15 protein-coding genes are annotated in these 12339 nt (G+C 69.8%); 6 read left to right on the plus strand and 9 right to left on the minus strand.

All coding sequences use genetic code 11. The features are described from left to right. The first annotated feature begins 23 nt into the window (after positions 1-23). The 3 genes from MJ604_RS10540 (at position 24) to trxA (ending at position 2294) form a co-directional block, all read left to right on the plus strand. Complete coding sequence (locus MJ604_RS10540) at positions 24-734, plus strand: hypothetical protein (protein WP_243058298.1); 711 nt, start codon at positions 24-26, stop codon at positions 732-734. Positions 735-808: 74 nt separating this feature from the next. Then, positions 809-1819 carry a thioredoxin-disulfide reductase gene (gene trxB / locus MJ604_RS10545; protein WP_243058299.1) on the plus strand — a complete coding sequence of 337 codons (1011 nt, stop codon included), beginning with the start codon at positions 809-811 and terminating at the stop codon, positions 1817-1819. 151 nt (positions 1820-1970) lie between these two features. Continuing rightward, on the plus strand, positions 1971-2294 hold the full coding sequence (gene trxA / locus MJ604_RS10550; RefSeq protein ID WP_308043123.1) for a thioredoxin: 324 nt from the start codon (positions 1971-1973) through the stop codon (positions 2292-2294). A gap of 72 nt (positions 2295-2366) precedes the next feature. Here the strand turns inward: trxA and MJ604_RS10555 are convergent, their stop codons facing one another. Further along, positions 2367-2993: a GNAT family N-acetyltransferase gene (locus tag MJ604_RS10555; RefSeq protein ID WP_243058300.1), complete on the minus strand. Its 627-nt coding sequence runs from the start codon at positions 2991-2993 to the stop codon at positions 2367-2369. 62 nt (positions 2994-3055) lie between these two features. On the opposite strand from MJ604_RS10555, the gene MJ604_RS10560 reads away from it, so the two are divergent. After that, positions 3056-4270, plus strand: a complete 1215-nt coding sequence (locus tag MJ604_RS10560; RefSeq protein ID WP_243058301.1) for a pyridoxal phosphate-dependent aminotransferase — start codon at positions 3056-3058, stop codon at positions 4268-4270. Positions 4271-4274: 4 nt separating this feature from the next. After that, the gene (locus MJ604_RS10565) at positions 4275-5042 is read left to right on the plus strand and encodes a 1-acyl-sn-glycerol-3-phosphate acyltransferase (protein ID WP_243058302.1); all 768 of its coding nucleotides are present in this window, start codon (positions 4275-4277) and stop codon (positions 5040-5042) included. A 30-nt stretch (positions 5043-5072) separates the two neighbouring features. Here the strand turns inward: MJ604_RS10565 and MJ604_RS10570 are convergent, their stop codons facing one another. From MJ604_RS10570 to rpmH, 8 genes are all read right to left on the minus strand, one after another. Continuing rightward, complete coding sequence (locus tag MJ604_RS10570; protein WP_243058303.1) at positions 5073-6020, minus strand: ParB/RepB/Spo0J family partition protein; 948 nt, start codon at positions 6018-6020, stop codon at positions 5073-5075. Continuing rightward, on the minus strand, positions 6017-6961 hold the full coding sequence (locus MJ604_RS10575) for a ParA family protein (RefSeq protein ID WP_308194129.1): 945 nt from the start codon (positions 6959-6961) through the stop codon (positions 6017-6019). Before MJ604_RS10575 ends, MJ604_RS10570 begins: the two co-directional genes overlap by 4 nt. A 122-nt stretch (positions 6962-7083) precedes the next feature. Further along, positions 7084-7833: a 16S rRNA (guanine(527)-N(7))-methyltransferase RsmG gene (gene rsmG, locus MJ604_RS10580; protein ID WP_243058304.1), complete on the minus strand. Its 750-nt coding sequence runs from the start codon at positions 7831-7833 to the stop codon at positions 7084-7086. A gap of 7 nt (positions 7834-7840) precedes the next feature. Next, positions 7841-8347: a R3H domain-containing nucleic acid-binding protein gene (locus MJ604_RS10585; RefSeq protein ID WP_243058677.1), complete on the minus strand. Its 507-nt coding sequence runs from the start codon at positions 8345-8347 to the stop codon at positions 7841-7843. Between the two features lie 11 nt (positions 8348-8358). After that, positions 8359-9363, minus strand: coding sequence for a membrane protein insertase YidC (gene yidC, locus MJ604_RS10590; RefSeq protein WP_308194130.1), 1005 nt, complete (start codon positions 9361-9363; stop codon positions 8359-8361). 3 nt (positions 9364-9366) lie between these two features. Beyond that, on the minus strand, positions 9367-9645 hold the full coding sequence (gene yidD, locus MJ604_RS10595; RefSeq protein ID WP_243058305.1) for a membrane protein insertion efficiency factor YidD: 279 nt from the start codon (positions 9643-9645) through the stop codon (positions 9367-9369). Then, on the minus strand, positions 9642-9992 hold the full coding sequence (gene rnpA / locus MJ604_RS10600) for a ribonuclease P protein component (protein WP_243058306.1): 351 nt from the start codon (positions 9990-9992) through the stop codon (positions 9642-9644). Before rnpA ends, yidD begins: the two co-directional genes overlap by 4 nt. A gap of 31 nt (positions 9993-10023) precedes the next feature. Then, the gene (rpmH, locus tag MJ604_RS10605) at positions 10024-10161 is read right to left on the minus strand and encodes a 50S ribosomal protein L34 (protein WP_011758123.1); all 138 of its coding nucleotides are present in this window, start codon (positions 10159-10161) and stop codon (positions 10024-10026) included. 567 nt (positions 10162-10728) lie between these two features. Between rpmH and dnaA the strand changes: the two genes are divergently transcribed. Next, a complete protein-coding gene (dnaA, locus tag MJ604_RS10610; protein ID WP_374458347.1) occupies positions 10729-12183 on the plus strand; it encodes a chromosomal replication initiator protein DnaA in 1455 nt (484 codons plus the stop codon). Positions 12184-12339: the final 156 nt, after the last annotated feature.

The following is a 12339-nucleotide window of genomic DNA, read 5'->3' on the forward strand; positions in this document are numbered from 1 at the left end:
GACTCCCGAGGAGGTGAACACCCATGACCGACGAGGACCAGGTCCGACGCCTGCTGGCCGAGGCCCGGCACGACGAGCCGATGCCCGACGACGTCGCCGCCCGGCTCGACGGGGTGATCGCCGACCTGCGGGAGGACAAGGCGCCGACGGCGCCGGTCGACCACGCCGCGCTCCTGCGCCGGCGCCGGGTCCGTTCCTGGGTCCTGGCCGCCGCCGCGGTCGTCGTCGTCGGCATCGGGATCAACCAGGTCGACTGGTCCGGGATGTCCATGGGCGGCGCCGACGGCAGCGGAGACAGCTCGGCCGCCGAGGCGGACGCCGGCTCGGTCCCCTCGACCGCGCTCGAGTCGGCCCCCGAGTCGCCGGCCGACGACGACGCTGCCCGGGCGCGCGGCGAGCTCCAGTGGCGCGAGGCCCGCGCTCGCCTGGGCCGGGACGACCTCGCCAGGCAGGCGATCGCGCTGCGGGCCACGCTCCCGGGGGTGACCCTGTCGTCCGCCACAGCCGAGGCGCAGGAGGAGTACGACTCCGATGGCACCGACTCCGGGGGCCTGAGCTACGACGTGCGGTGCGAGTTCGCGCCGACCGGGCCGGGTCGCGTGGTCTCGGTGACGTACGACGGGGATCGGGGCTGGCTGGTCTACCGGGCGCCCCAGGGCGAGTCCCAGGTCGTCGACCTGTACCTCTGCGGCCGGTCGAAGCCCACCCGGTCGATCACCCTGCCCGCCCCGTAGCCGGGAAGATTCCTCGCCTACGATCGGTTGTACTGGTCGCTGACCGCAACCCGATCCGAGGAGAGCCCTGATCCATGTCCGACGTCCGTGATGTCATCGTCATCGGCTCCGGCCCCTCCGGGTACACCGCCGGCCTCTACACCGCCCGCGCGAACCTGAAGCCCCTCGTCTTCGAGGGCTCCGTGACCGCCGGTGGCGCGCTCATGAACACCACCGAGGTGGAGAACTTCCCCGGTTTCCGCGACGGCATCATGGGCCCGGCCCTGATGGACGAGATGCGCGCCCAGGCCGAGCGCTTCGGCGCCGAGCTGGTGGCCGACGACGTCGTCGAGGTCGACCTCACCGGCGACGTCAAGGTCGTGAAGACCGCCACCGACACGTTCCAGGCTCGTGCGGTGATCCTGGCGATGGGCTCGGGCTACCGCAAGCTGGGCCTGCCGCGCGAGGAGGAGCTCTCCGGCCGCGGCGTCTCGTGGTGTGCGACGTGTGACGGCTTCTTCTTCCGCGACCAGCACATCGCTGTCGTCGGCGGCGGCGACTCCGCGATCGAGGAGGCGACGTTCCTGACCCGGTTCGGCTCCAAGGTCTCGCTGATCGTGCGCCGCGACGAGCTGCGCGCCTCGAAGATCATGCAGGAGCGTGCGTTCGCCGACCCCAAGCTCGAGATCATCTGGAACTCCAAGGTCGCCGAGATCAACGGCGCCGACCGGCTCGAGTCGCTGACGCTCGAGGACACCGTCACCGGCGAGACCAGCAACCTGCCGGCCACCGGACTGTTCATCGCCATCGGCCACGACCCGCGCTCGGAGCTGCTCCCCGGCCAGGTCGACCTCGACGAGAACGGGTACGTCGTCGTCACCCACCCCTCGACCGGCACCAACCTGCCCGGCGTCTTCGCCGCCGGCGACCTGGTCGACCACCACTACCGCCAGGCGATCACCGCCGCCGGGACCGGCTGCGCGGCCGCGCTGGACGCCGAGCGCTACCTGGCCGAGCTGGACCACGCCGCGTCCGGTCCGCGGGACGCCCAGGACCGCGCCGACGCCGAGATGGTCACCGAAGCAGTCCAGACCGCCGGGGCGTAGCCGGAACGCGCCAGCGGACCGACTGACGGTGGGCGTGTCGAGACCCGTCACGCGTCCGCTCGAGATCACCCAGCGCGCCGGGGAACAAGCGCCCCCGGCCTGCTGTTGACTGTGATCAGACCTCAGAGTTCACCGAAGAAGGGAATCATCCGTGGGCAACATCAACGCTGTGACCGACGCCGAGTTCGACGCGCAGGTCCTCAAGTCCGACAAGCCGGTCCTCGTGGACTTCTGGGCGGAGTGGTGCGGCCCGTGCCGCCAGGTCGCCCCGATCCTCGACGAGATCGCCTCGACCCACGGTGACAAGATCACCTTCCTCAAGATGAACGTCGACGAGAACCCGGTCACCCCGTCGAACTACCGGGTCACCGGCATCCCGACGATCAACGTCTACCAGGGCGGCGAGGTCGTGAAGACCATCGTCGGTGCCCGACCGAAGGCCGCTCTCCTCAAGGAGCTCGAGGACCTGGTCTGAGGTGCGGGCTCGGACTGAGCTTGCGAGGTCCGAGCACCCGTCACCGACGTTGAGGCGCTCCGCGCCGAAACGCTAGTTCTGAGCCCGTGAGGCCCGCGTCGACTTCGGCGCGGGCCTCAGTGCTCCCAGGACCTTGTCGAGCGCGGCGTCGACCTCGTCGCGCCAGGTGAGCGTCGTGCGGAGCTCCATCCGCATCCGGGGGCTCGTCGGGTGCGGCCGGTGCGTCTTGAAGCCCACACCGCCCAGGAAGTCGACCGGCACCACGCACCGGCCGGTCCGGCCGCGGGCGTCGCCGAAGGCCTCCACCGCGCCCACGTCCCCACGCTTGATGAGGTCGCGCGCCATGCCCTGCACGAGCATCCGGCCCAGCCCGCCGCCCTGCCACGCGGGATCGACGTACGCCGTGGTCAGCAGCACCGCATCGGGCGAGACCGGGGCGGTGGGGAAGGCCGCGGCCCCCGGCACGAACGCCTCGGGGGCGTAGACCAGGTAGCCCACCGGCACGTCGTCGACCAGCGCCACCCGTCCACACGAGCCCCACTCGCGCAGGACCTCCGAGACCCAGGCGTCCTTCTCCGCGGTCGGATCGCCCACGCGCTCGCGGCGTACCGGGTCGAGCTCCCAGAACAGGCAGGAGCGGCAGGGCGTCTCGAACGCGGCGAGGTGGTCCAGGGTCAGCCGGACGATCTTGCGTGACATCTCACCTCCCGCGAGACGGAACCCATGAGCCATGGTAGGCACCGGCCTGCGAGGATGGCGGCGTGCGCAAGATCCGACAGAGCAAGAAGCTGCAGAACGTCCGGTACGACGTGCGTGGGCCGATCCTCGTCGAAGCACAGCGGCTCGAGGCCGAGGGTCACCACATCCTGAAGCTCAACATCGGCAACACCGCACCGTTCGGGTTCGACGCTCCCGAGGCCATCGTGGCCGACATCGTGCACCACCTGCCCGACTCGCAGGGCTACAGCGACAGCCAGGGCATCTACCCGGCGCGCACCGCGGTCGCGCAGTACTACCAGAGCCGCGGGCTGCGCGACGTCAACGTCGAGGACATCTTCATCGGCAACGGCGTCTCCGAGCTGATCACGATGGTCCTGCAGACCTTCCTCGACGACGGCAACGAGATCCTGGTGCCGGCGCCGGACTACCCGCTGTGGACCGGCGCCGTCACGCTCTCCGGCGGCACGGCCGTGCACTACGTGTGCGACGAGAGCAACGGCTGGAACCCGGACCTCGCCGACATCGAGGCCAAGATCACCGAGAACACCCACGGCCTGGTGATCATCAACCCCAACAACCCCACCGGCGCGGTCTACAGCGAGGAGACCGTCAAGGGCCTCATCGACATCGCCCGCCGGCACGAGCTGGTCGTCTTCGCCGACGAGATCTACGAGAAGATCATCTTCGACGACGCGGTGCACCACCACGCGGCGACGTACGCCGGCAACGACGTGCTCTGCCTGACCTTCAGCGGGCTCTCGAAGGCCTACCGGGTCTGCGGCTACCGCGCCGGCTGGGTGATGATCTCCGGGCCGAAGGAGGTCGCGGAGGACTTCCTCGAGGGCCTCACCCTGATGGCCAACATGCGGATGTGCGCCAACGTGCCCGCGCAGCACGCCATCCAGACCGCCCTGGGCGGCTATCAGTCTGTCGAGGAGCTGATCGTGCCCGGCGGCCGCTTCTACGAGCAGAGCATGCTCGCCAGCAGGCTGCTCAACGAGATCCCCGGCGTCAGCAACGTGGCTCCGCGCGGTGCGCTCTACTGCTTCCCGCGGCTCGACCCGGACGTCTACCCGATCGAGAACGACGAGACGTTCGTGATCGACCTGCTGCGCGCCAAGAAGATCCTGGTCACCCACGGCACCGGCTTCAACTGGCCGCGACCGGACCACTTCCGGTTGGTCACGCTGCCCGACGTGCACGTCCTGGAGGAAGCGATCGGCAGGATCGCTGAGTTCCTGGCGACCAGGCGCTGACGGCATGCGCGACCTCACCTACCCCCCGGTCATCGGCACCGCCAAGACGGCGTTCCGCCTGCTCGGCCAGCGCTTCGACATGACCGGCACGGAGCACGTCTCGCGCGAGGGCGGAGTGCTGCTCGCGTGCAACCACATCAGCTACGTCGACTTCATCTACGGCGGTCTGGCTGCGAACCCGTCGCGCCGCCGCGTGCGGTTCATGGCCAAGCGCGAGCTGTTCGCGCACAAGCTCTCCGGCCCGCTGATGCGCTCGATGCACCACATCGAGGTCGACCGCGGCGCCGGCGAGGCGTCGGCGCGCACCGCGGTGGAGTACCTCCGCGCCGGCGAGGCCGTCGGCATCTTCCCGGAGGCGACCATCTCGCGGGCGATGGAGCTCAAGGAGTTCAAGACCGGCGCCGTCCGGATCGCTGCCGAGGCCGGGGTCCCGCTCGTCCCGGTCATCCTCTGGGGCACCCAACGGCTGATCACCAAGGACCACCCCCGCGACTTCTCGCGCGGCAAGACCATCGCCATCCGCGTCGGTGCGCCGATGCACCCGACCGGGGCCGACCCGGTCGCCGAGACGGCGCAGCTGCACGCGGTGATGACCGACCTGCTCGACGCGACGATCCGCGCCTACCCCGACGCCGAGCAGCCCCCCGGCTCCTGGTGGCTCCCGGCGTCGTACGGCGGCGCGGCGCCCACGCTGGACGAGGCGGCCCGGCTCGACACCGAGGAGCGCCGCAGGCGAGCCGAGCGTCGTGCCAATAAAGAGACTGGGCGATAAGTCGACAAACCGACTTATCGGTTCATCGACCTAGATCGGACGGTCGTCCCGGTCCCGCGGGTCCATGATGTCGACGATCCGCTGGAGGTCGTCCAAGGTCGCGAACTCGACGGTGATCTTGCCCTTGGCCCGGCCCAGGTCGACCTTGACCCGGGTCTCGAGGCGGTCCGACAGTCGTTCGGCGAGGTCGGAGAGCCCGGGGGCCACCGGCTTGGCCCGGGTCGCGCGCGGTGCCGGTGCGTCGGGGTCACGGACCGCGACGATCTCCTCGAGACCCCGCACGCTGATGCCCTCGGCGACCACCCGCTGGGCGAGACGGTCCTGCAGGTCCGAGTCGTCGATCGCGAGCAGCGCGCGAGCGTGGCCGGCCGAGAGCACGCCGGCGGCGACCCGGCGCTGCACGGCGGGGGTGAGCTTGAGCAGCCGGAGGGTGTTGCTGATCTGCGGACGGGAGCGGCCGATCCGCTGGGCGAGCTCCTCGTGGGTGCAGCCGAAGTCGTCGAGCATCTGCTGGTAGGCCGCGGCCTCTTCCAGCGGGTTGAGCTGCGAGCGGTGCAGGTTCTCCAGGAGGGCGTCGCGGAGCATGTCCAGGTCGTCGGTCTCCCGGACGATCGCGGGCACCGCCTCGAGCCCGGCCGCCTGGGACGCGCGCCAGCGGCGCTCGCCCATGACCAGCTCGAACTCCTCCGGCCCGTGCTTGCGCACCACGATCGGCTGCAGCACGCCGATCTCGCGGATCGAGTGGACCAGCTCGGCCATCGCCTCCTCGTCGAAGACCTGGCGCGGCTGCACGCGGTTCGGCGTGATCTGACCGACCGGGACCTCGGCGAAGTACGCACCGGCCACCGGCGTCAGGTCGCCCTGGTCCGGAGCGGTGTCGACGGACGGCCCGCCCTCGTCGGCGGGACCGGTCGGGATCAGGGAGCCCAGGCCCCGGCCGAGCCCGCGGCGCTGCGGCGGGCGGTTGGCGGCGTTCATCTGCTGGGCGCTCCCTTGGTGGCGATCTCGCGCGCGGCCTCGAGGTAGGACAGCGCTCCCGGTGATCCGGGATCGTAGGTCATCACCGTCTGGCCGTACGACGGGGCCTCCGAGACCCGCACCGAGCGCGGGATGAACGTCTTGAGCACCTGGTCGCCGAAGTGCTCGCGCACCTCGTCCGCGACACCGGCCGCCAGGCGGGTGCGGGCGTCGTACATCGTCACGAGGATCGTGGAGACGTCGAGTCCCTGGTTCAGGTGCGCGCGGACCATCTCCACGGTCTCGAGCAGCTGGCCGAGGCCCTCGAGCGCGTAGTACTCCGCCTGGATCGGGATCATCATCTCGTTGCCGGCCACCAACGCGTTCAGCGTCAGCAGGCCCAGCGAGGGCGGGCAGTCGACGAGCACGTAGTCGAACCGGTCCTCCCCCGCCTCCTCGGCGGTGCCGACCAGCGGGTGGCCGTGGATCGCCTTGCGCAGGCGGCTCTCACGTGCGACGACGGAGACCAGCTCGATCTCGGCGCCGGCCAGGTCGATGGTGGCGGGCACCACGAACAGGTTCTCCGACTCGGGGCTCGGGCTGGACACCTCCTCGAGCGGCACGCCGTCCACGAGGGCGTCGTAGGTCGAGGGGACGCCGCGGCGGTGCTCCACCCCGAGCGCCGTGGACGCGTTGCCCTGGGGATCGAGATCGACGACGAGCACGCGCTGGCCCAGCTGCGCGAGCGCGGCGGCCACGTTCACGGTCGAGGTGGTCTTGCCGACCCCACCCTTCTGGTTCGCGACCACGAAGATCCGGGTCGCCGACGGCCGGTCCAGCGGCGGACGCAGCCGAGCGCCGTGCCGGGCCAGGACCGTGTGCTCCGCGGCCTTCGCCAGCGGGGTGCCGGGATCGTGGTCGAAGTCCGGTGCGGCTACCGCGATGTCCTCGGCGGTACGCACCCGGAACGCCGTTTCACGTGAAACATCGGCGGCGGGGTCGTTATCCCCCGCTTGTGGATGAACTGGGTCGGTCTGTGGAAAACCACGCTCAGGGGGCAGGCCTTCACCGGTGGAAAACTCGGTCACGCCTGACGCCTCCGGTTCGATCGGCCGCCCTTGCGGCTCGCACGCTTCTTCGATGGTCCACCGCTTCGCGAGGGCGGAAGCGGCCAAGATACCTGGGCCGGATCGGCCCAGGCCACTCGTAGCGCCAGAGTGGGGGAGATCTCGCCGTCGGCCCCGAGCTCGAGCACCTCCGGCGACGCGCAGCCCCACCTGGCGAGCTCGTCCCGCGCCGTCTCGATCTCCTCGGCGACCGAGCTCCCCTTCATTGCTACCAGGGCACCGGTTGGCGCCACCAGCGGCATCGACCAACCGAGCAGCCGCTCCAGGGGCGCGACCGCGCGCGAGGTGACCACGTCGAACCGGCGCTCTCCGTGGATCGCGTCCGCGCGGCCGCGCACGACCTCGACCGTGCCCAGGTCCAGCGCGACCGCCACCTCCTCCAGGAAGGTGGTCCGGCGCAGCAGCGGCTCGACGAGCGTCACCGCGAGGTCCGGCCGTGCGATCGCCAGCACCAGGCCGGGCAGGCCGGCACCGGACCCGATGTCACACACGGTGGCGTCCTGAGGAATGAGGTCAGCCAGCAGCGCACAGTTGACCAGGTGCCGATCCCACAACCGCGGGGCCTCACGCGGCCCGATCAGCCCACGCACCACGCCCTCGGTCGCCAACAGCTCCGCATAGCGCTCGGCCAGCGGAAGGCGCTCAGACGAAAACACCCTCCGCGCCACGTCGGGCGCGGAGGGTGTTTCACGTGAAACATCGTTCATGGGGCCATCACGCCGGGAGGACCACCACGTAGCGACGCGGTTCGACGCCCTCGGACTCCGAGGTCAGTCCCGCCGCGGCGACCGCGTCGTGAACGACCTTGCGCTCGAAGGGCGACATCGCGCTGAGCGAGACCGACTCGCCGGTCTCCTTCACCTGCGCGACGGTCGCGTCGGCGAGCTTGACGAGCTCCTCACGCTTCTCGGCGCGGTAGCCGGAGATGTCCAGCATCAGCCGCGACCGCTCACCCGTCTCCCGGTAGACCGCCAGCCGGGTCAGCTCCTGCAGCGCGTCGAGGACCTCGCCCTTCGCGCCGACCAGCTGGTTCAGGTCCGCACCCACGATGGACACCGCGGCGCGGTCGCCCTCGACGTCCATGTCCAGGTCGCCGTCCAGGTCGGCGATGTCGAGCAGCTCCTCGAGGTAGTCGGCGGCGATGTCGCCCTCCTGCTCGAGCTGCTCGACGCGCGAGGTGGGCGCGTCGTCCTGCGTGGCCGTCTCCACGGCGTCGGTCACTGCCTCGTCACTCACTGCTGCTCCCCCTCGGGACTCTGATCCGTGGCGGGACGCGGCCCGCTGGACTTCTTACGCTGCTCTCGGGACTGCTTCTTCGGCTGCTGGCGCTGCTGCGGCCGGCGCTCGGTCGGCTCCTCGACCTCGGCCACGACCTCCGCGGCGGGCGCCTTGCCGTGCTTCAGGGCCTTCGCCCGGTCCCGGTCCTCCTTCGCCTTGGCGGCCGAGGTCCCCGGGGCGGGGTTGTTGCGGATCACGTAGAACTGCTGACCCATCGTCCAGATGTTCGAGGTGGTCCAGTAGAAGAGCACACCGATCGGGAAGGCGATGCCACCGACGGCGAAGACGACCGGGAGGACGTACAGCAGGATCTTCTGCTGCTGGGCGTACGGCCCGGACAGCGCGTCGGCCGGCATGTTCTTGCTCATCAGCTGGCGCTGGGTGGTGAACGTGGTCGCGGTCATCGCGACGACGAGCAGGGCCGCGACGAGCTGCACCGCGGCGGAGCCGCCGTTGTCGAGGAACGTCGCGCTCAGCGGCACGACCCCGAAGAGCTCGGACTCGCCGAAGCTCTTCGCGAGCTCGTCGGTGAGGAAGTGGATCCCGTCGCCGTTGGCCGCGTGGTGGTCGAGCAGCCGGAACAGCGCCAGGAAGATCGGCATCTGGATCAGGATCGGCAGGCACGAGGCGAACGGGTTGGTCCCGCTGTCCTTGTACAGCTTCATCGTCTCCTGGGCGAGACGCTCACGGTCGTGGCCGTACTTCTTCTGCAGCTCCTTCACCTTCGGCTGGATCAGCTGCATGTTCCGGCTGGACTTGATCTGCTTGACGAACAGCGGGATCAACGCGGCGCGCACCGTGATCGTGAGGCCGATGATCGACAGCACCCAGGTGCCGCCCGCGTTGGGGTCCATCTGGAGGACTTCGCTGAACAACCAGTGCCACCCCACCAGGACGGCAGAGATGACGTAGTACAGCGGCGTCATGATCAGGTGGCCGATGTCGCCGAGGATTCCCACGGATCAGGCTCCTTGCTGGGGTGAGGGAGATGAGCCCGCTCGCGGGCGGGAAGATCGATCGGGCACCGGGTCGTAGCCACCGGCGGCCCAGGGGTGACACCGCGCCAGCCGGCGCGCGGACAGCCACGACCCGCGCACGCTACCGTGCTCGGTCACCGCCTGGAGCGCGTACGCCGAGCAGGACGGGTGATAGCGGCAGACCTGCCCGTAGAGCGGGCTGATGAGCAGTCGATAGGCGCGCAGGAACCCGATCAGCAGGTAGCGCACCGGGTCGTACCTCATCCACTCACCTCCGCACGCACCCGACGAAGGCAACGCTCGAGATCGGCGCCGAGTTCCGCGTACGACGCGGTGGCGGCTGCGGGCAGCGCCCGGACCACGAGCACAGCAGAGCCCGGGAGCGACGAGAGGTGCTCCCGGGCCAGGTGTCGCAGTCGGCGCTTCACGCGGTTGCGAGTGACGGAGTTCCCCACGGCCTTGCTGACCACGAAGCCCACGCGCGGCGTCTCGGTGAGCGACGGATCGCTCGCCAGATGCACCACGACGGTGCGCGCTCCGCTACGGCGACCCTTGCGGGTCGCCTCACGAAACGAGGCACCGTCGGTCAGGCGGTGAGCCGAGGACAGCACGCGGCTGACCTGGGTCCGGCCGGCTGGGCCGTCAGACAGCGAGGCTCTTGCGGCCCTTGCGGCGGCGCGAGGACAGGATCGCGCGGCCCGCACGGGTGCGCATACGCAGGCGGAAGCCGTGCACCTTGTGACGGCGGCGGTTGTTCGGCTGGTACGTGCGCTTGCTCATGGGCTTCTCTCCATGGTGTTGTCAGGGCAGTCACGCCGGGCCGGAGCGGCACGGTGCTATCAGAGCCTTTCGGCTGGCACCGCGCGCCCACGAACCAGCGCCCAGATTCGAGCTGGGTTCAAGCTCTGGGCACTGCTCTGTCGTGGACATGCGGCACCGGTCGACACCGGGTGACCGAGCAACGGTACGCGCTGGGATTCCACAGGGTCAAACCGACGTCGACCAGGTCCGGGTCGGCCTGTGGATGACGGGTTGCCGCAGCCGTAGGCGAGTTGTTACGTTCGCGGCTACCGAGGTTCCCCGCCGCCCCTCGGACCGCACCGGATCCGCACCACGTGTGACCGCCGCCACATCCCTGGCAAAGCCACGCTGACCTGCGAAAACACCTCTCCGATGCGCCCGTCGCGCGGTCTCGGACCGGCTCTTTCCACAAGGCGAGGGTCGGGTTCACAACCTGTGGACAAAGTTGTGGAAGCGACTGGCCTCGAACGGCTGGCCGGTTCTCCTGCGCAAGTCGGAGCGACCGGCGACGATAAGGCCCTTCGAACGGCCGAGACAACCTAGGAAGTGGGAACGGTGGAGCAGAGCACCTCGGACCTCAGCATCGCGTGGCGAGGCGTGGTGGACGACCTCCAACCGAACCAGCGGGCCTGGCTGCGCGCCAGCGAACCGGTGACCCTGCACGAGAGCACCGCGATCGTCGCGGTCCCCAACGACTTCACCCGCAACCAGCTCGAGGGCCGGCTGCGCGCCCAGCTGGAGGACGCGCTCACCGTGAGGTTCGGTCGCGAGATCCGGATCGCGGTGACGGTGAACCCCCAGCTCGAGGAGCTGGTCACCGCCCCGGCGCCCGCGGACCTCACCGATCCGTCGACAAGTCAAGAAAGCGACATGTCGACAAATGAGGTGGAGACCGTCTCCCCCGCACCCGTGCCGGCGGCGTCGCTGCCGAGCGACTCCGGTGCCCGCCCCGCGAACGCGCTCGAGACCCGCCTCAACCCCAAGTACACGTTCGAGACCTTCGTCATCGGCTCGTCCAACCGCTTCCCCCACGCGGCCGCCGTCGCCGTCGCGGAGGCGCCGGGCAAGGCGTACAACCCGCTGCTCGTCTACGGCGACTCGGGACTCGGCAAGACCCACCTCCTGCACGCGATCGGTCACTACGTCCGCTCCCTCTACACCGGCGCCAAGGTGCGCTACGTGTCGAGCGAGGAGTTCACCAACGAGTTCATCAACGCGATCCGCGACGACCGGCAGGACCGGTTCAAGCGCCGCTACCGCGACGTCGACGTGCTGCTGATCGACGACATCCAGTTCCTGGAGGGGAAGACCCAGACGCAGGAGGAGTTCTTCCACACGTTCAACACCCTCCACAACGCCAACAAGCAGATCGTGCTCACCTCGGACCGCGCGCCCAAGCGGCTGGAGGCGCTCGAGGACCGGCTGCGCAACCGGTTCGAGTGGGGCCTCATCACCGACGTTCAGCCGCCCGACCTCGAGACCCGGATCGCGATCCTGCGCAAGAAGGCCGCGATGGACCGGCTCACCGCGCCGCCGGACGTGCTCGAGTTCATCGCGTCGAAGATCCAGACCAACATCCGCGAGCTCGAGGGTGCGCTGATCCGGGTCACCGCCTTCGCGAACCTCAACCGCCAGGAGGTCGACATGACCCTGGCCGAGATCGTCCTCAAGGACCTGATCCCCGAGGGCGGCGAGCCGGAGATCACCGCCGCGCTGATCATCGCCCAGACCGCGGCGTACTTCGGGCTCTCGATCGAAGAGCTCACGGGGCCCAGCCGCGGCCGGCACCTGGTGATGGCCCGTCAGATCGCGATGTACCTCTGCCGCGAGCTCACCGACCTGTCGCTGCCCAAGATCGGCGCCCAGTTCGGCAACCGCGACCACACGACGGTGATGTACGCCGACCGGAAGATCAACCAGCTGCTCGCCGAGCGCCGTGCCGTCTTCAACCAGGTCAGCGAGCTCACCAACCGGGTCAAGCTGCAGGCCCGCCAGGCCTGACGTCGGCCCGATCGGCCCGATCCGTGTCGTTCCCCAGCTGTGGACGACCTGTGGGTGGCCGTCACTCGCCGCGGGAGAAGCTGTGGACGAGCGGTCCGAACACCGATGCGCGCACCGCCGCCTCCACACGATCGCCGAGTCGTTCATTTGTCGTTC

The sequence above is a fragment of the Nocardioides sp. SR21 genome, from assembly GCF_022761125.1.
In the GTDB taxonomy this organism is placed as follows: Bacteria; Actinomycetota; Actinomycetes; order Propionibacteriales; family Nocardioidaceae; genus Nocardioides.

Bases quoted from the DNA above. Each gene is read 5' to 3' on its own strand.
- MJ604_RS10540 (WP_243058298.1), top strand. From the start codon at position 24: ATGACCGACGAGGACCAGGTCCGACGCCTGCTGGCCGAGGCCCGGCAC.
- trxB (WP_243058299.1), top strand. From the start codon at position 809: ATGTCCGACGTCCGTGATGTCATCGTCATCGGCTCCGGCCCCTCCGGG.
- MJ604_RS10555 (WP_243058300.1), bottom strand. From the start codon at position 2,993: ATGTCACGCAAGATCGTCCGGCTGACCCTGGACCACCTCGCCGCGTTC.
- MJ604_RS10565 (WP_243058302.1), top strand. From the start codon at position 4,275: ATGCGCGACCTCACCTACCCCCCGGTCATCGGCACCGCCAAGACGGCG.
- MJ604_RS10570 (WP_243058303.1), bottom strand. From the start codon at position 6,020: ATGAACGCCGCCAACCGCCCGCCGCAGCGCCGCGGGCTCGGCCGGGGC.
- rsmG (WP_243058304.1), bottom strand. From the start codon at position 7,833: ATGAACGATGTTTCACGTGAAACACCCTCCGCGCCCGACGTGGCGCGG.
- yidD (WP_243058305.1), bottom strand. From the start codon at position 9,645: ATGAGGTACGACCCGGTGCGCTACCTGCTGATCGGGTTCCTGCGCGCC.
- rpmH (WP_011758123.1), bottom strand. From the start codon at position 10,161: ATGAGCAAGCGCACGTACCAGCCGAACAACCGCCGCCGTCACAAGGTG.